Here is a 15906-nt window from a genome sequence, read left to right as displayed (position 1 = left end):
GACTAAAACAGCACCGTGGGCCCCGCAACCGGAGCGAAGAAACACCCAGCTCAGGTGGTGTGGGAAAGGCCAACCCGAAAATGGAGGAATGAGCACCATGGGTGGGGAAGGTGGCTGTGGGCGTGGAGTTGGGATGAGAAAAGCCCCTCAACAGGAGGGGCTAGACGCGGTGTTAACCGCGGTCGACGGCGCGGTTGCGCAGGGCGCGGGCGAGGCGGTCACGCTGCTCGGTCACCGTGCGGCGCAGGCCACCGGCTAGGTCGCGAGAGAGGAATTCGTCGGCGCGGTCGAGGGTTTCCTGGCTGACATCCCAGCGCGGGAACAACCCGGTCACCGTGGTCAGAGCAATCTCGTTGGACTGCGCGGACCAAATCTTTTCCGCCACGTCGAAGAACTCAGCACTTGGCAGGAGCTCGTCGGCGCCTACGAACGTCAGGCCCGCGAGCTTCGACTCCAAGTCGCGGTTGCCCAGTTCACCCGCGACAATCTCGTCCCACACCGCGCGCTTGTTGTCCTCGGTATTAACCGCGGCCAACGCCTTAAGCGAGGCCTGGTAGCCTGTCGCGGTGTTATCGCGCTTGAGTTCCTCAGCCACCGCCGTCATGGCGGCGCCGGCGGCCTCGGGGCCGGTGACGTCGGCAAGCGAGCCATCGGCGATGAGCGCGGTGAGCGCCTTCCAACGCAGGCCCGCATCCGAGGAGGTCTTGAGGAGCTCCTGGAAGAAGGTGCGGGAGGCGTCGTGAAGCTTGATGCCGGCCAGCGCCTGGGTGAAGACGATGGAGCGCGCGGTGTCATCGGAGCGGGCGCCTTCAAGGAGGGCGTCGGCAAGCTGCGTATCCTCCTTTGCCCACTCCGGGTCGGCGTAGGTGGACTGGGCCGTTGTAGCCTGGGAGAGGATTCGCTCCAGCACGGCAAGCTCGGTCTCCGCTGTCGCACCACGGGCGACGAGTGCGACGAAATCGCGGGCGCGCATCGAGCCCGCGCGGGTCATCTCCCACGCGGTGGACCAGCACAAAGTGCGGGCCATGGGATCCTCGAACTTGTCGACATTCTCCAACAAGAACTCAAGGGAACCCGCATCCAGCTCGATGAGGCAGTAAGTCAGGTCATCGTCGTTAGGCAGCACGAAGTCGATGTCCGCCTGCTTGAGGCCGATGAGTTCCGGAATTTCGGTGGAGGCGCCATCGATATCCATCTCGATGCGCTCGGTGCGCACTACCTTCTCACCTTGCAGGGCGTAGACGCCGACGGCGACGCGGTGCGTACGCAAAGTATCGCCGCGCTGGGTGAGGCAGGCCTGTGTGATGGTGCCGGATTCGTCCGTCTCCAGCGCCACACCAAGCGTGTTGACTCCTGAAGTCTTCAACCACTGCTGCGCCCAGAAGGATAGGTCGCGCCCTGAGGCCTCCTCCAAGTGGCGCAGCAGATCCCCGAAGGTGGCGTTCGACCACTGGTGCTCCCGGAAGTGGCGGCGCACCCCGGCAAAGAAGTTCTCGCGGCCCACGTAGGCCTGCAGCTGCTTCAGCACCGACGCCCCCTTGGCGTAGGTGATGCCGTCGAAGTTCTGCTCCACGGTCTCAATATCAGAAGCATCCGTGGAAATCGGGTGCGTCGTGGGCAGCTGATCCTGCTGGTAGGCCCAGGCCTTCTCCACGTTGGCAAAGGTCACCCACGCGGTGTCGTACTGGGTCTCCTCCGCCTGGGAAATCGCCGCCGACCAGGTGGCGAAGGACTCGTTGAGCCACAGGTCATCCCACCACTGCATGGTCACCAAGTCACCGAACCACATGTGTGCCAGCTCGTGCAGGACGGTGTCCGCTCGGCGCTCATACTTGTAGTGCGAGGCTTGCGACGTAAAGACGTACTCATCGCGAATGGTCACGCATCCGGCGTTCTCCATTGCACCGGCATTGAATTCCGGCACGAAGATCTGGTCATACTTGCCAAAGGGGTAGGCAAAGCCGAAGTTGCGGTGGTAGAAATCAAAACCCTGCTTGGTCTCGGTGAAAAGACGCTCGGCGTCGAGCGATTCCAGCAGCGAGGGGCGGCAGTAGATCCCCAATGGCACCTCAACGGACTTAGCAGGCGAGCCCTCGGGGTGCTCCGCCAGCGTGCCTGTCCACGTATCCGTCACGCCCACATACGGGCCCGCGCACAAAGCAACAAGGTAGGTCGACAGCGGGTAGTCCACCGCCGCGCGCACGGTATTGCCCGAACGCGTGATGGGGGAGTTCGTAATCACGGTCCAGTGCGCCGGAACCTCAAAAGCTAGCGAGTACGTAGCCTTCAAATCCGGCTGGTCAAAGCAGGCGAAGACGCGCTTGGCGTCGGCAGTCTCGAACTGGGTGTAGAGGTAAGCCTCGCCGTCGACCGGGTCAACGAAGCGGTGCAGGCCCTCGCCGGTGCGGGAGTAACGAATCTTCGCCACGACCTTCAGCTCATACTCCGCCACCTGCAAACCCGACAGCGGGATCCCGTACGTCGGGTCATAAGCGCTGGTGGGCAGGGGAGCGCCGTTGAGGCGGACCTCGAGAAGCTCGTCACCGCGCAAGTCAATAAACGTAGAACCGGCCTTCTTAACTCGGAACTTCACCACCGTGGTGGAGGTGAAATACTCCTCTCCGGTGAGGTCCAAGGCGACGTCGTAGTGGCTTACCTCCACCATGTCGGAGCGCTGCTGGGCTTCCTCGCGGGTGAGGTTAATCGAGGTCATAAACTGCATCTCCTCTTTCTCTGTACCTAAAGTCTCTGCACCAGCGTAGTCACACGCCTAGGGTGGGGTGCCACAGACTACACAAGCAAAGGAGATTTGCTATGGCTCAACAAGTCACGTTCTGGTTCGACTGCTCCTGCCCCTTCGCGTGGTTGACCTCGCGCTGGATTAAGGAAGTGGAGAAGGTCCGCGATATCGAGGTGACCTTCCAGCCGATGTCCCTGTCCGTGCTCAACAAGGGCCGCGATTTGGACCCGGAGTACATGAAGATGATGGAGGCCAACTGGGGTCCTGCCCGCGTAGCAGCCAAGATTGCCGTGGAGGCCCCGGACAAGGTCGACGCCTTCTACACCGCCGTGGGCACCCGCATCCACACGGAGGGGCAGGGCGGCAAGAAGGGTTACGGAGCCTACGACGACATCATCAAGCAGGCGCTTGACGACGCCTCCCTCCCCGCCACCTTCGCCTCCGTGGCCAACACCGAAGAGATGGATGACAAGCTCACCGAGTTCCACAACCGCGGCATTTCTGAGGTCGGCGATGAGGTCGGCACCCCGGTGGTGAAGTTCGGCGATACCGCCTTCTTCGGCCCTGTCATTACCCGCGTTCCCACCGGCGAGGAAGCTGGCGAGCTTTTCGATGCCTCCGTGCGCCTCGCCCAGTTCCCGTACTTCTTCGAGCTCAAGCGCTCCCGCACCGAAGAACCCCAGGTTTAACGCGTGCGGTTGCGCATTGCCGCCACGATGACGCAGACCAGGACGATAGGGGTGAGCACGAAAGCGGGAAGTCCCGCGATGTTAATGATGGGCAGATAGCTCTGCGCCTGGTATTCCTCCCACTCGGCGGCTAGCCACGTGGCCCACGAAGCGCCCGCAAGTATCGCTAGGACGCCGGCGGTGATTCCGCCGGCGGTGCGTGGCTTATGCAGGAGCCACCACAGACCCACGCCGAGGTGGGCCAGCGTCATCACTGCTGCCAAGAGAAGTGGCAGGATGAAGACGTTGTCGGTGAAGAAACCGGCGGCGAATAAACCTGCGCCGACAAGGATTGCGCCGACGTAAAGAAAGCAGACGCGTGTGGTCATGGGCATAGCGGGGTCCTTCCTAGGGGAGTAGACGTGCCCCACCATATCAATTTTGAGTTATTGCTAAAACGGGTCGGCGGGCGTGCCCGCTGACCGCTAAGATGTGGGCCATGCGCGTTTATTTAGGAGCAGACCACGCAGGGTTCGAGACGAAGAACGTCATCGCCGAACACCTGAAGAAACAGGGCCACGACGTCATTGACTGCGGTGCCCATGAGTACGACGCCGAGGATGATTACCCGGCTTTTTGCATTGAGGCCGCGCTGCGGACCGTCAACGATCCGGGCTCGCTCGGCATCGTGCTGGGTGGTTCCGGCAACGGCGAGCAGATCGCCGCTAACAAGGTGAAGGGCGCGCGCTGCGCCCTGGCGTGGTCGCCGGAGACCGCACGCCTGGCCCGCGAGCACAACAATGCCCAGCTCATCGGCATCGGTGGCCGCATGCACTCTGAGGAGGAGGCACTCGCCATCGTGGACGCTTTCCTTGATCAGGAATGGTCCCGTGCTGAGCGCCACCAGCGCCGCATCGACATTCTTGCCGAGTACGAGCGCACCAACATTCCGCCGGAGCTTCCGGAGGCTTAGTTCATGTCCTTGGGGTGAGTGCCGCCGCGGCCCTCTTCCCCAAGGTCGAGAACGGTGATGGCGGCCATCTCGGAATCATCAAGCTCAAAGCCGAATACATCGAAGTTCTGCGCGATGCGCTCCGGGTTTTCGGACTTCGGGAACACGATGACGCCATTTTGTAGGTGCCAGCGGATGATCACCTGAGCGGGGGAGACGCCGTATTTCTCGGCGGGCTCGGTGATTTCCGGCTGCTCGAAGAGATCCGTCTTGCCCTGGCCTAGTGGGCCCCAGGCTTCGATATGCACCTGGTGGGCGCGGAAGGCATCGAGCTCGCGCCAGCGCTGCAGGTAGGGGTGCAGCTCTACCTGGTTGACCACGGGGGTTTCATCAGTCTGGGTTTCCAGCTGGTCCAAGTGCTCAAGTTCGAAGTTGGAGACACCGATGGACTTTGCCTTGCCGGCCTTCTTCAGCTCGATGAGCTGCTTCCATGCCTCGACGTAGTGGCCGTTGTCCGGACAGGGCCAGTGGATAAGGTAGAGGTCGACGTAGTCGAGCCCCAGCTTCTCTAAAGATTCGTCGAGGGCCGCGGCTGCGTCAGTCTGGCGGTCATTCCACAGCTTCGTGGTGATGAACAGCTCCTCGCGCGGGATGCCGGACTTGGCAATCGCGCGGCCCACGCCGTCCTCGTTGCCGTAGATGGCAGCGGTATCGATGTGGCGGTAGCCCACCTTGAGGGCTTTGAGGACCAGCTCTTCGGTCTTGTCGGGGTCAACCTTGAAGACGCCGAAGCCGAGCTGCGGGATGGAGTTTCCATCGTGCAATTTGATATTAGGTACAGTCATGCGGCCCACTCTACGCAGAGCTTGGTCATCCGTGCAGAAAACGATTAAAACCGCACCAACTACCGAAATTAGGTGGTTAGCGCGGCTTTTTCTTGGAGGGAATGACGGGAATCGAACCCGCGTCTTCAGCTTGGAAGGCTGAGGTATTAGCCACTATACGACATTCCCACAACCGGCAATCTTCAAATTTCAAAGTCTTGACTTTGAAAGTCTCAACGTTGAAAGCTGTTGAATCGGCGTGCGGACTACTTTAGCGCACGCGGGCGCTGAAAGAAAAATGGGAACTTAAGCGGGGTAAAACGCGTTAGTTTGGGTAGGCGTACAAGCAAAACAACACATAGTTCGACACGCAATTCAACTCTGAAATGAAAGTGGTGCTTTCGTGAGCTCGTTATTGCTCCTTATCCTCGTCGTCGGTGGCGGCGCATGGTTCCTGTCCTCGCGTAACGGGAAGAAGCAGCAGGAGCTGCGAGAATCCCAGCGTTTTGAGGACGCCATGGCGGATGCCCGCCGGTGGACCGAGCGCCTGGGTGGTCAGGTGATGAACTTAAGCGGTACCGATACTGCCTCCCAGCAGGCCATGGCGGATGCCTCCGAACGTTTTACCGCAGCAAATTCGGCAATCTCCCAGGCAACGACCGCGAAGCAGGCGCACCTGGCGCGCGAATCTGCACTGGAGGGGCTCTACTATGTGGCAGCCGCGCGCGAGATTATGGGCATGGATTCGGGCCCGGAGCTGCCACCGCTGGAGGGCCAGCGCCAGGCCGGCAAGGTGACGGAGACCCGCACGGTAGAAGCGAACGGGGAGACGCTGACGGCGTCGCCAAGCGCATCTGCACAAACCCCGAACTACTACCCGGGCGGTGTCGTGGCTGGGCGCCCGGTCCCGGCCGGTTGGTACTCGCGCCCGTGGTGGGCTGATGCGTTGACCACCGGCGTGTGGATGGTGGGTTACTCCATGATGTTCAACGCCATGTTCGCGGGCATGTCCGGCGTCGGCTACTCCGCCGCGGCGGCTGAAAGCGGCGACTGGGGTGGAGACCTCGGCGGCGCTGAAGGCATGGACGGCGGTGCCCTGGACGGAGCCGGTGATATGGGCTCTGGCGATGCCGGGGGAGGCGACGATGGTGGCTTCTTCGATGGCCTCTTTGGTGGCGACGGAGGCGATGGCGGAATGTTTGATTTCGACTTCGACTTCTAAGCGGTGAAACATCCTTTGACATGCATAAATGAACATAAAATGGGGCCGGTGTTGGGATAGTCAAGCGGCTATCGGTACACTAGCCCCAGTATGAAGCGCAGCTGCGTTCGGAGCTTCCGGGCGCAGAGGCTTTCCATACGGGGCGTGGCGCAGCTTGGTAGCGCACCTGCTTTGGGAGCAGGGGGTCGCAGGTTCAAATCCTGTCGCCCCGACGTATGGGGGCCTGGACACGCATCCAGGCCCCTTCATTACATTTTTAGACGATCACAATCAGGAGAGTTTCTCGTGAAGACCACCGTAGACAAGCTGAGCGATACCCGCGTCAAGCTCACCGTCAACGTTCCGTTCGCTGAGTTGGACAAGGAAATCGCTCAGGCCTACGCGGCGATCGCGCAGCAGGTTTCCATCCCGGGCTTCCGTAAGGGCAAGGCTCCGCGCCAGCTTATCGACGCCCGCTTTGGTCGTGGCCCCATCCTCGAGCAGGTAGTCAACGACATGCTGCCGTCCCGCTACGAGCAGGCTGTTACCGAAAACGATCTCAAGGTCATTGGTCAGCCGGAGATCGACATTGCCAAGCTGGAGGACAACGACTTCGTCGAGTTCACCGCTGAGGTAGATATCCGCCCTGAGTTCGAGGTGCCGGACTTCTCCAAGATTTCCGTTAAGGTGCCGGCACTGGAGACCTCCGAAGAGGACGTCGACAAGGCGCTCGAGGACCTGGCTTCCCGCTTCGGTGAGCTCAAGGACACCAAGCGCAAGATGAAGACTGGTGACTACGCCATCATCGACATCACCACCGAGGTTGACGGCACCAAGCTGGATGAGGCTTCCCACGAGGGCATGACCTACCGCATCGGCGACGACAACCTGATCAAGGGCCTCGACACCGCTCTGCGCGGCATGAAGACCGACGAGGACAACGAGTTCACCACCACCATCCAGTCCGGTGAGCACGAGGGCGACGAGGCCACCGTGAAGGTCCACGTCCAGCAGACCAAGGAGCGCAAGCTGCCGGATCTCGACGACGAGTTCGCACAGATGGCCTCCGAGTTCGACACCATTGACGAGCTGCGCGAGGACACCAAGACCCGTGTCGAGGAGTCCAAGAAGTCCGAGCAGGCTGCCGCCATCCGCGATGAGGTCCTCAAGGCCGCGCTTGCCGACGTTGACTTTGAGCTCCCCGCCTCCGTGGTGGACGAGCAGGTCCACGCCCAGCTGCACCAGGTCATGGGTCAGCTGGCTCACGACGAGAAGGCTCTGGCTCAGCTGCTTGAGGCGCAGGGCACCACTCGCGAGGAGTTCGACGCTGACGCTCGCAAGTCCGCTGAGGAATCCGTGCGCACCCAGCTCTTCTTGGACGCACTCGCTGAGGTTGAGGAGCCGGAGGTGTCCCAGCAGGAGCTGACCGACCACATCCTCTTCACCGCCCAGTCCTACGGCATGGACCCGAACCAGTTCATCCAGCAGCTGCAGTCCAGCAACCAGCTGGGCAACCTGTTCTCTGACGTGCGCCGCGGCAAGGCCCTGGCTATGGCTATCTGCCGCGCCGAGGTCACCGACGAGGCTGGCAACAAGGTTGATGTTGACCAGTACTTCGGTGAGATCGATGAGGACGAGGCTGAGGCTTCCGAGGAGAAGTAATCTCCCGCTTGTAAAACGCCGCTGCCACATGTGTGGTGGCGAGCGCGCGTGAAACCCCGGATTCAGGTAACTCAAGGATGAGCCTGAATCCGGGGTTTGTGTCATTGTGAACGCCCTCTAGGAGTCTTTGAGTACTTCGTAGAGGGCGTGATGGGTGTTGGCTGGGGATACCGCTAGCCGTTCGTGGCTCTAAAGGCCTTGTCGGTTAGCTGCAGGAAGCGCATAACGTAATCCTTGACAAAGTCTGCGGTGCGTTCATTGAGATGTCCGGACTCTTCGAAAAGGGTGGGGGATTGACCCAGAAATACTTCGGGCTGACCCGGAAGCGGCATATCGAAGTAGGACAGGGCGAGGCGAAGGTTCTTCTGTGAACTGTAGCCGCCCATACGGCCTACAGAGTGGCTAATGATACCTGCGGGAAGGTTCTTCCACGCCACATCTGAGTTGGGCTTAGAGCCGATGTCCACTGCGTTCTTGAGGCAGGCAGGGATAGTGCGGTTGTTCTCTGGCGTAATGAAGAGGATCCCGCTCGAGTTCTTGATGGTCTCGCGAAAGGTGGTGTACTCAGCCGGAGTGGGCTTGTCCGTGACGGCGGGGTCATCGTAGTCGAAGTCATAGAGCGGCAAGTCACGGATTTCAACGATGTCTGCCTGGTAGTTTTCAGGGATCATTGTGAGCACTTCGTGTGCAATCTTGCGCGCAAATGAGCCGCGGCGCAGGCTGCCGACGATAACACTAATGCGTGGGGTGGTCATAGGAAGTCCTTTCTTCTTAGTTGGGCGTAGGTACGTGTGGTCAAGGGAGAAAAGGCTTGCAGCCAAAGGCAGGCGGTGGCCCGGCGGCGTGGGCGGCAGTAAGAAAGTTATCCACTTTGTCTTCTTCTTCATGGCGGAAGTACAGTTCGATGAGTCCTAACAGTCCTCCGAGGACGGCCTCCCGTGCGGCGGACGTATCCAAAAGCCGCATGGCTGCTGGTTGGTTTCCTTCGCGGATGGCTTCAAACAGCGCGATGGTCTCAAGCCAGCTTCCTTGGTCTGGTCGTGGAAACGGTTTAGAAATCCCAGTCATCATCACTCGTTTCTTCAGCAGTACCAATGACATAGGAGGAACCAGATCCAGAGAAGAAGTCATGGTTTTCATCTGCTCCGGGCGCTAGGGCAGCGAGGATTTCCGGGTTCACTTCCGTTTCTTCAGGTGGGAAGTAGTCCGGGTAGCCCAAATTCATGAGCGCCTTATTGGCGTTATAGCGAACGAATACAGCTACATCATCCATGAGCCCCAACGGCTCATATAGCTCGCCGGAATAATCCAGCTCTAGGGCATAAAGCTCTTCGAGCAAGGAAATAGTGAAATCATGCATTTCCTTCTGCCGTAGCGGGGTCGTGGATTCCAAACCGCGCTGGTACTTGTAGCCCGAGTAGTAGCCGTGCACTGCCTTGTCACGCAGAATGAGGCGAATCATGTCTGCCGTATTTGTCAGGGTGGCGTGGACAGAAAAGTGCAAGGGAAGATAGAAACCCGCGTAGAGAAGCAATGAGGAAAGCAGCGTCGATGACACCTTGCGTTTGAGTGGATCCGGCCCAAAATAGTGCTCGAGCACTTTCTTGGCGCGTGCCTGGAGAAGGTCATTATTCACCGCCCAGCGGTATGCTTCATCAATTTCCTTTGTACTGCTCAGGGTAGAAAACACTGAAGAGTAAGAACGGGCATGGACTGACTGCATGAAGGCGATGTTGGTATACACGGCCTCCTCGTGTTCGGTGCGGGCATCTTGAATCTGACAGATTTCTCCCACAGTGGCCTGGACAGTATCCAGGGTGGTGAGTCCCGTGAACACCCGCATGGTGAGGTTGCGTTCCTCGGGCGTCATCTTCTGCCACGCCGGGAGATCATTAGAAAGCGGGACCTTCTCTGGCAACCAAAAATTGGCGGTGAGACGGTTCCACACTTCAAGATCCTTGTCATCGCTCACCCGGTTCCAATTGATGGCGCGGATGCGGGCTGAAGGATCATGCCGGTAGCTCGGCGGGGTAACTGAAATGCTGGTTAGTTCAGCACTGTTCGATGTTGAAGACATAGCTTCCTTCTTTCTGAGTGAATGGTTGTAGACAAGGGGAGGACCGTGTTCCTACAGAGCACAGGAAACGCAGCCTTCGACCTCGGTTCCCTGGAGTGCAGGTTGGCGTAAACGGATGTAGTACAAGGTCTTGATTCCGGCTTTCCAGGCATAGATTTGTGCCTTGTTGATGTCCCGCGTGGTGGTATCAGCGGTGAAGAACAAAGTCAGGGAAAGCCCTTGGTCCACGTGTTGGGTGGCCATAGCGTAGGTGTCGATGATTTTTTCGTACCCCACGGTGTAGGAGTCATCGAAATACTCCAAGTTGTCGTTGGTCATTTCCGGTGCGGGGTAGTACACGCGCCCCAAGCGGCCTTCCTTGCGTATTTCAATCTTGGAGGCAATCGGGTGTATGGACGCGGTGGAGTCATTGATGTAGGAAATTGATCCAGTGGGTGGAACTGCCTGCAAGTAGGCGTTGTAGATGCCGTCTTGCATCACTTGGTTCTTGAGGCGTAGCCAATCCTCGCGTTGAGGAATCTGCACGCCAGCCTCATGGAATAGCTGTTTTACGTGGTCAGTGGCCGGCGCCCAGTCTTGGTCGATGTACTTGTCGAAGTAGGCGCCAGTGGCATAGGTGGATTCTTCAAAGCCAGTGAATCGTTGACCTTTCTCAACCGCGAGTGCATGGGATGCACGGAGCGCATGATAGGTCACGGTCAGGAAATAGATATTTGTAAAGTCCAGTGCTTCGGCGCAGCCATAAGGAATACGCTTGGAAGCCAGGAAACCGTGGAGATTCATTTGACCCAACCCGATGGCATGCATGGATGCATTACCGTGAGCGATGGAAGGAACAGCTTCGATATTTGTTAGGTCTGAGACCTTCGTGAGAGCGCGCACCGCGGTTTCAACAGTTTCCCCAAAGTCCGGTGATTCAAAAGCTTTAGCGATGTTGAGCGACCCTAGATTGCAGGAAATGTCCTGGCCAACGGTGGTGTAGTTACCTGAGGCGCCGTAGGTGGATGGCGTATTGACCTGGAGGATCTCACTACACAGATTGGACATATTGATATGTCCTTTGAGGGGATTAGCGCGGTTGACCGTATCCTCAAAGAGTATGTAGGGGTATCCAGATTCAAACTGAAGCTCAGCCAGCGTGGTGAAAAACTCGCGGGCTTTAATGGTCGTGTGAGAAATTCGCGGATTGGCAACCAACTCGTCGTAGTACTCGGTGATGGACATGTCAGACATGGCTACGCCGTACTCGCGAGCGATGTCATACGGGCTAAAAAGATGCATATCCTTGTTCTCTTTGGCCAGCCGGAAGGTTATATCTGGAATAACAACCCCCAGCGAAAGAGTCTTGATGCGGACTTTCTCATCGGCATTTTCCCGCTTGGTATCCAGGAAGCGAAGAATATCTGGATGGTGCGCATGCAGGTAGACGGCTCCAGCGCCCTGCCGGGCGCCCAATTGGTTGGCATAGCTGAAGCTATCTTCGAGAATTTTCATGACTGGGACTACTCCGGAAGCCTGGTTCTCAATCTTTTTGATCGGGGCTCCGGATTCGCGCAGATTGCTCAGCAACAAGGCCACTCCACCACCGCGCTTTGATAGTTGCAGTGCAGAGTTCACGCTGCGGCCAATGCTCTCCAGATTGTCTTCGATTCGCAGGAGGAAGCAGGAGACCATTTCGCCGCGCTGGGCTTTGCCTGCGTTGAGAAAAGTAGGGGTGGCGGGCTGGAAGCGTCCGGTCATGATGTCATCCACCAGCTTTTCTGCGAGCTCTTCGTCGCCCTGTGCAAGGTATAAAGCTGTGGTGGCGACACGTTCTTCGTAGCCTTCTAGGAATCGGGAGCCATCAAAGGTTTTCAGTGCATATGAAGTAAAGAACTTAAATGCGCCGAGGAAGGTGCGGAACTGGTGCTTAGCTTGATGTGCTCTGTCGTACATGGCGCACAGAAAGGCGTCATCATAAAGCTCAAGGAAATCCCGCTCGTAGTACTCGTTATCAACCAACCATTCCAAGCGTTGCTTGGTGGAATCGAACTGATGCATGCGGGGAGCGACATGGTGCGTGACATAGTCTTGTGCTGCCTGAATGTCCTTGTCAAACTGGATTTTTCCAGAAGCGTCGAACAAGTTCAGCTGCGCGTTGAGTGCGTGGTAGCTTTTGCGCTTGCCGACACCGCCGGCATTGTCTGCTGAAGCAGTGCGGGGCGTAGCGCCAATAGTCTGTGTGGGGGTGGCATCAAGAGGCCACATTGTGTTGTCCAATCTGTGTGATGCGGATGTGTTCTTCATCTTGTGGGGGATTAATGGGGTGTCATCGTTAGCTGCTTTTGCTGCTCCCAAAACTTTTGAAGGCCCTGCTTTACGGCGGCGATGTCCTTCTGGGTGCCGAGAAGCTCGAAGTGATACAGCTCCGGTACGTGGCACTTGGCGGAAATGATGCGTCCGGCGACGCAGTAAGCACTTCCGAAGTTGGTATTCCCTGAGGTAATAACGCCCCGGATAAAGGAGCGGTTGATTGGGTCATTGAGGAAGTCGATGACCTGTTTGGGGACTGCGCGTTTGAGCGAGCCTCCGCCGTAGGTGGGAACGATGAGTACGTACGGGTGTGAAACCTGGATCATCCCGGTTTTCTTGGGGCGCAGTGGAATGCGCACCGCGGGTCTATCTAAGCGTTCGACGAATCTTTTTGTGTTTTCTGAAACGCTAGAAAAATACACCAAATCTGGTGAGTCTGACATAGCAATCCTGCTCATCCTGGCCTTAGCCATAAGTGGGATAGGTGATATTCGAAAAGACTAACTACGCAATGGCGTAGTTGCAACTACGGCCCAACGTAGTTTTGAAAAGGGCAGGTGAGAGTAGGATTAATGCAAAGGGGAAGGTCTAACGGCTGTGGTGTGCTACAAACACTGCGTCGGTAGCTGGGCGTCCAAGCACTACCCACTGAGTGCTGCCGGCCACCTGTATTTCGAGAGAATCTGAAAAGGGCGCTCCCTCGCGCGTGCTAAGAACAGCCCCTGTGACAATGCCGCGCTCTTCAAGGAACTTCAGCAGTTGTGGGTCGGAATCAGAAATGCGTTCCACGGTCACTTGCGGTTGCGCACCGCTGTCGGTGAGACGGTGCGCACTGGGGATTGTGATCTGTCCATCAACCGTAGGGATAGGATCGCCGTGCGGATCCCTAGTGGGGTAATTAAGGAACTTATCTACACGTTCTATGAGCATGTCGGACACCGCGTGTTCGAGATTTTCGGCTTCATTATGGACTTCGTCCCACGTGTAGTCCAATGCTTGAACCAAAAAAGACTCAAGCAATCGGTGGCGGCGCACCATGACCAATGCGTACTGCCTGCCAAGTTCGGTTAACTCCACAGAGCCATAGGGCGTGTGTGACACGAGCCCTTGCTTCGACATTTTGCGCACTGCATCGGAAACCGAGGAGAGCTTGAGTCCCAACTGTTTCGCTATAAGTGTGGCGGTAACGGGCTCGGACGACCATTCCTTTAGCCCCCAGATTGCTTTCAAATAGTTCTGGGTACTGGTGGATAGCTCGGAAACAGACATGAGCAAATGTTAACCCAGCTTCCGTATGCGCCTTTGGTGCTGCGCCCCAACGCTCATAGCGAACAGAGGCCAAGTTTGAGAGGAATGCCGGTAAGGTGGGGCCAGTTAAAGCATTCTTCACTTGAAGGAGAACCATTCATGTCTGAGAAGATTTCAATGAACTCGTCGTCTACGGGTATGAATCTGAGCGATAGCGTGTATGAGCGCCTGCTGCGCGAGCGCATTATCTTCCTGGGAACCCAGGTGGATGATGAGATTGCCAACAAACTGTGCGCCCAGATCCTCCTGCTGTCTGCAGAGGACCCCACGCGCGATATTTCGCTTTATATCAACTCGCCGGGTGGCTCCGTTACCGCGGGCATGGCAATCTACGACACGATGAAGTACTCGCCGTGCGATGTGGCTACCTATGGCATGGGCCTGGCTGCTTCGATGGGCCAGTTCCTCCTGTCTGGTGGCACCAAGGGCAAGCGCTACGCGCTGCCGCACGCCCGCATCATGATGCACCAGCCTTCCGCTGGTGTGGGTGGTACCGCTGCAGATATCGCCATCCAGGCTGAGCAGTTCGCGCAGACCAAGCGTGAGATGGCTGAGCTGATTGCTGAGCACACTGGCCAGACCTTCGAGCAAATCACCAAGGATTCGGACCGCGACCGCTGGTTCACCGCCCAGCAGGCCAAGGAATACGGCATCGTCGACCACGTCATTGAGTCCGTTAACGGTCCTATCACCAACTAGGGAACAAGGAGCTTTATCACCATGTCTAATCTTCAGATGCCTTCTTCCCGCTACGTTCTGCCGGAGTTCATTGAGCAGAACGCACAGGGATCCAAGACCACCAACCCGTATTCCAAGCTCTTCGAAGAGCGCATCATCTTCCTGGGCACCCAGGTCGATGACACCTCCGCCAACGACATCATGGCGCAGCTGCTGGTCCTGGAGTCCCAGGATCCGGACCGCGACATCACGATGTATATCAACTCCCCGGGTGGCTCCTTCACCGCGCTGATGGCCATCTACGACACCATGCGCTATGTGCGTCCGGACGTGCAGACCGTCTGCCTGGGCCAGGCTGCTTCCGCTGCGGCTGTTCTGCTGGCCGCCGGTGCCCCGGGCAAGCGCGCCGCTCTGCCGAACTCTCGCGTGCTGATTCACCAGCCGCGTACGCAGGGCACGCAGGGCCAGGTCTCTGACCTTGAGATCGAGGCCAACGAGATCGAGCGCATGCGCCGCCTCATGGAGGAGACCTTGGCCGAGCACACCGGCCGCACCGCAGAGCAGGTGCGCATCGATACCGACCGCGACAAGATCCTTACCGCGCAGGAAGCCGTCGAATACGGTCTCATCGATACCGTCTTTGATTACCGCAAGCTCAACGCTTAACTGAGCAGAATTAAAGCCCCGCTATCCGAAAGGAAGCGGGGCTTTAGTCGCGCTTAGGCCTCGTAGGGCGGCAGGATGGCTTCGGGGGACTCGGGAAGGATCTGGCCGCCGTCGATAATGAGGGTCTGGCCGGTGATGTAGCCTGCCTCGCGGGAAGCGAGGAAGGCCGCCGCGTTGCCGATATCGCGCGGGGAACCTAAGCGGTGCATGGGGACGGAGCGCGCCATCTGGTCGAGGTACTCCTGGCCCTGGCCTTCAAGGCCTTCGGTGAGGATATTGCCTGGCAGCACTCCATTGATGGTGATGCCATCGCGCGCCACCTCCAGTGCCGCAGAGCGCATGAAGCCCTGTTGTGCGGCCTTCGACGCGCCGTAGTGCGCCCAGCCCGGGTAGCCGGTGTGCGAGCCGGTGATAGACGTCGTGATGACGATGCGCCCGTAGCCCGCCTTCTTCATGTAAGGCAGCGCTTCCTGCACCACGGTGAAGGTACCGTGCGTGTTGATGGCGAACATGGTGTCCCACTGCTCGTCGCTCATGTCCTCGAGCGGGCAGTTGGGAAAGACACCGGCGTTGGAACAGACAATGTCGATGCGGCCATAGCGCTTGACGACGTCCCTATAAAGGGTGCGGACGGAGTCGCGCGAGGTGACGTCGACAAGCAGGGCGTCCGCGCCGAGTTCTTCGGCGGTTTTGTGTGCGGCTTCTTCGTTGAGGTCAGCGATGATGACGGTCGCGCCGGCCTCGCGCAGGGCGCTGACGATACCGCGGCCGATGCCGGCGGCACCGCCGGTGACGATGGCAACCTGGTCCTGAAGATCGAACATGTGAAGCTCCTTAG

General features: G+C 58.4%; 16 protein-coding genes and 2 tRNA genes. 7 read left to right on the top strand and 11 right to left on the bottom strand.

Going from position 1 to position 15906, the window contains the following annotated elements; translation table 11 throughout:
• Positions 1-172 precede the first annotated feature (172 nt).
• Positions 173-2713 (bottom strand): aminopeptidase N, encoded by a 2541-nt coding sequence (pepN, locus tag HMPREF2967_RS08235; RefSeq protein ID WP_070685993.1) that lies wholly within the window; start codon positions 2711-2713, stop codon positions 173-175.
• Between the two features lie 101 nt (positions 2714-2814).
• Here pepN and HMPREF2967_RS08230 point away from each other — a divergent pair, with 101 nt between their 5' ends.
• Positions 2815-3429 carry a mycothiol-dependent nitroreductase Rv2466c family protein gene (locus HMPREF2967_RS08230; RefSeq protein WP_070685989.1) on the top strand — a complete coding sequence of 205 codons (615 nt, stop codon included), beginning with the start codon at positions 2815-2817 and terminating at the stop codon, positions 3427-3429.
• Here HMPREF2967_RS08230 and HMPREF2967_RS08225 read toward each other — a convergent pair.
• Positions 3426-3797 carry a hypothetical protein gene (locus HMPREF2967_RS08225; protein ID WP_070565211.1) on the bottom strand — a complete coding sequence of 124 codons (372 nt, stop codon included), beginning with the start codon at positions 3795-3797 and terminating at the stop codon, positions 3426-3428. The two genes, HMPREF2967_RS08230 and HMPREF2967_RS08225, sit on opposite strands and share 4 nt — an antisense overlap.
• Positions 3798-3907: 110 nt before the next feature.
• Between HMPREF2967_RS08225 and HMPREF2967_RS08220 the strand changes: the two genes are divergently transcribed.
• Positions 3908-4381, top strand: a complete 474-nt coding sequence (locus HMPREF2967_RS08220; RefSeq protein WP_010191143.1) for a ribose-5-phosphate isomerase — start codon at positions 3908-3910, stop codon at positions 4379-4381.
• Here the strand turns inward: HMPREF2967_RS08220 and HMPREF2967_RS08215 are convergent.
• Both HMPREF2967_RS08215 and HMPREF2967_RS08210 read right to left on the bottom strand, forming a co-directional pair.
• Positions 4378-5205 (bottom strand): aldo/keto reductase, encoded by an 828-nt coding sequence (locus HMPREF2967_RS08215; protein ID WP_070565105.1) that lies wholly within the window; start codon positions 5203-5205, stop codon positions 4378-4380. The two genes, HMPREF2967_RS08220 and HMPREF2967_RS08215, sit on opposite strands and share 4 nt — an antisense overlap.
• Before the next feature lie 93 nt (positions 5206-5298).
• Positions 5299-5373 (bottom strand) — tRNA-Gly (locus tag HMPREF2967_RS08210).
• A gap of 214 nt (positions 5374-5587) precedes the next feature.
• Between HMPREF2967_RS08210 and HMPREF2967_RS08205 the strand changes: the two genes are divergently transcribed.
• The 3 genes from HMPREF2967_RS08205 to tig all read left to right on the top strand — a co-directional run bounded on the left by HMPREF2967_RS08205 (position 5588) and on the right by tig (position 8047).
• On the top strand, positions 5588-6406 hold the full coding sequence (locus tag HMPREF2967_RS08205; RefSeq protein WP_070565108.1) for a hypothetical protein: 819 nt from the start codon (positions 5588-5590) through the stop codon (positions 6404-6406).
• A gap of 138 nt (positions 6407-6544) precedes the next feature.
• Positions 6545-6618, top strand: a tRNA-Pro gene (locus tag HMPREF2967_RS08200).
• A gap of 73 nt (positions 6619-6691) precedes the next feature.
• Positions 6692-8047, top strand: coding sequence for a trigger factor (gene tig / locus HMPREF2967_RS08195; RefSeq protein ID WP_070524649.1), 1356 nt, complete (start codon positions 6692-6694; stop codon positions 8045-8047).
• Between the two features lie 173 nt (positions 8048-8220).
• On the opposite strand, the gene HMPREF2967_RS08190 is transcribed toward tig, so the two are convergent.
• The 6 genes from HMPREF2967_RS08190 to HMPREF2967_RS08170 form a co-directional block, all read right to left on the bottom strand.
• Positions 8221-8802 (bottom strand): NADPH-dependent FMN reductase, encoded by a 582-nt coding sequence (locus HMPREF2967_RS08190; RefSeq protein WP_070530414.1) that lies wholly within the window; start codon positions 8800-8802, stop codon positions 8221-8223.
• A 40-nt stretch (positions 8803-8842) separates the two neighbouring features.
• Positions 8843-9115 (bottom strand): hypothetical protein, encoded by a 273-nt coding sequence (locus tag HMPREF2967_RS13125; RefSeq protein ID WP_168164035.1) that lies wholly within the window; start codon positions 9113-9115, stop codon positions 8843-8845.
• Positions 9099-10124: a class 1b ribonucleoside-diphosphate reductase subunit beta gene (nrdF, locus tag HMPREF2967_RS08185; RefSeq protein ID WP_083303852.1), complete on the bottom strand. Its 1026-nt coding sequence runs from the start codon at positions 10122-10124 to the stop codon at positions 9099-9101. Before nrdF ends, HMPREF2967_RS13125 begins: the two co-directional genes overlap by 17 nt.
• 51 nt (positions 10125-10175) lie before the next feature.
• Positions 10176-12371 (bottom strand): class 1b ribonucleoside-diphosphate reductase subunit alpha, encoded by a 2196-nt coding sequence (gene nrdE, locus HMPREF2967_RS08180; protein WP_070685987.1) that lies wholly within the window; start codon positions 12369-12371, stop codon positions 10176-10178.
• 50 nt (positions 12372-12421) lie between these two features.
• Positions 12422-12889 carry a class Ib ribonucleoside-diphosphate reductase assembly flavoprotein NrdI gene (nrdI, locus tag HMPREF2967_RS08175; protein ID WP_005324049.1) on the bottom strand — a complete coding sequence of 156 codons (468 nt, stop codon included), beginning with the start codon at positions 12887-12889 and terminating at the stop codon, positions 12422-12424.
• Positions 12890-13004: 115 nt separating this feature from the next.
• Positions 13005-13685: a metal-dependent transcriptional regulator gene (locus tag HMPREF2967_RS08170; protein WP_010190918.1), complete on the bottom strand. Its 681-nt coding sequence runs from the start codon at positions 13683-13685 to the stop codon at positions 13005-13007.
• A 138-nt stretch (positions 13686-13823) separates the two neighbouring features.
• Between HMPREF2967_RS08170 and HMPREF2967_RS08165 the strand changes: the two genes are divergently transcribed.
• Together HMPREF2967_RS08165 and HMPREF2967_RS08160 are read left to right on the top strand one after the other, a co-directional pair.
• Positions 13824-14423, top strand: a complete 600-nt coding sequence (locus HMPREF2967_RS08165; protein ID WP_010190917.1) for an ATP-dependent Clp protease proteolytic subunit — start codon at positions 13824-13826, stop codon at positions 14421-14423.
• Positions 14424-14444: 21 nt separating this feature from the next.
• A complete protein-coding gene (locus HMPREF2967_RS08160; RefSeq protein ID WP_070447792.1) occupies positions 14445-15068 on the top strand; it encodes an ATP-dependent Clp protease proteolytic subunit in 624 nt (207 codons plus the stop codon).
• Between the two features lie 53 nt (positions 15069-15121).
• On the opposite strand, the gene fabG is transcribed toward HMPREF2967_RS08160, so the two are convergent.
• Positions 15122-15892, bottom strand: coding sequence for a 3-oxoacyl-ACP reductase FabG (gene fabG / locus HMPREF2967_RS08155; RefSeq protein WP_070519458.1), 771 nt, complete (start codon positions 15890-15892; stop codon positions 15122-15124).
• Positions 15893-15906: the final 14 nt, after the last annotated feature.

The sequence above is a fragment of the Corynebacterium sp. HMSC059E07 genome (genome assembly GCF_001814395.1).
In the GTDB taxonomy this organism is placed as follows: domain Bacteria; phylum Actinomycetota; class Actinomycetes; order Mycobacteriales; family Mycobacteriaceae; genus Corynebacterium; species Corynebacterium hesseae.
Note: the sequence above shows the minus strand (reverse complement) of the source record. Positions and strands in the feature narration are given on the sequence as shown.

What these genes read in the sequence shown, in the direction of transcription:
- pepN (WP_070685993.1), bottom strand. Translation starts at nt 2,713, where the DNA reads ATGACCTCGATTAACCTCACCCGCGAGGAAGCCCAGCAGCGCTCCGAC.
- HMPREF2967_RS08230 (WP_070685989.1), top strand. Translation starts at nt 2,815, where the DNA reads ATGGCTCAACAAGTCACGTTCTGGTTCGACTGCTCCTGCCCCTTCGCG.
- HMPREF2967_RS08225 (WP_070565211.1), bottom strand. Translation starts at nt 3,797, where the DNA reads ATGACCACACGCGTCTGCTTTCTTTACGTCGGCGCAATCCTTGTCGGC.
- HMPREF2967_RS08220 (WP_010191143.1), top strand. Translation starts at nt 3,908, where the DNA reads ATGCGCGTTTATTTAGGAGCAGACCACGCAGGGTTCGAGACGAAGAAC.
- HMPREF2967_RS08215 (WP_070565105.1), bottom strand. Translation starts at nt 5,205, where the DNA reads ATGACTGTACCTAATATCAAATTGCACGATGGAAACTCCATCCCGCAG.
- HMPREF2967_RS08190 (WP_070530414.1), bottom strand. Translation starts at nt 8,802, where the DNA reads ATGACCACCCCACGCATTAGTGTTATCGTCGGCAGCCTGCGCCGCGGC.
- HMPREF2967_RS13125 (WP_168164035.1), bottom strand. Translation starts at nt 9,115, where the DNA reads ATGACTGGGATTTCTAAACCGTTTCCACGACCAGACCAAGGAAGCTGG.
- nrdF (WP_083303852.1), bottom strand. Translation starts at nt 10,124, where the DNA reads ATGTCTTCAACATCGAACAGTGCTGAACTAACCAGCATTTCAGTTACC.
- nrdE (WP_070685987.1), bottom strand. Translation starts at nt 12,371, where the DNA reads ATGTGGCCTCTTGATGCCACCCCCACACAGACTATTGGCGCTACGCCC.
- nrdI (WP_005324049.1), bottom strand. Translation starts at nt 12,889, where the DNA reads ATGGCTAAGGCCAGGATGAGCAGGATTGCTATGTCAGACTCACCAGAT.
- HMPREF2967_RS08170 (WP_010190918.1), bottom strand. Translation starts at nt 13,685, where the DNA reads ATGTCTGTTTCCGAGCTATCCACCAGTACCCAGAACTATTTGAAAGCA.
- HMPREF2967_RS08165 (WP_010190917.1), top strand. Translation starts at nt 13,824, where the DNA reads ATGTCTGAGAAGATTTCAATGAACTCGTCGTCTACGGGTATGAATCTG.
- HMPREF2967_RS08160 (WP_070447792.1), top strand. Translation starts at nt 14,445, where the DNA reads ATGTCTAATCTTCAGATGCCTTCTTCCCGCTACGTTCTGCCGGAGTTC.
- fabG (WP_070519458.1), bottom strand. Translation starts at nt 15,892, where the DNA reads ATGTTCGATCTTCAGGACCAGGTTGCCATCGTCACCGGCGGTGCCGCC.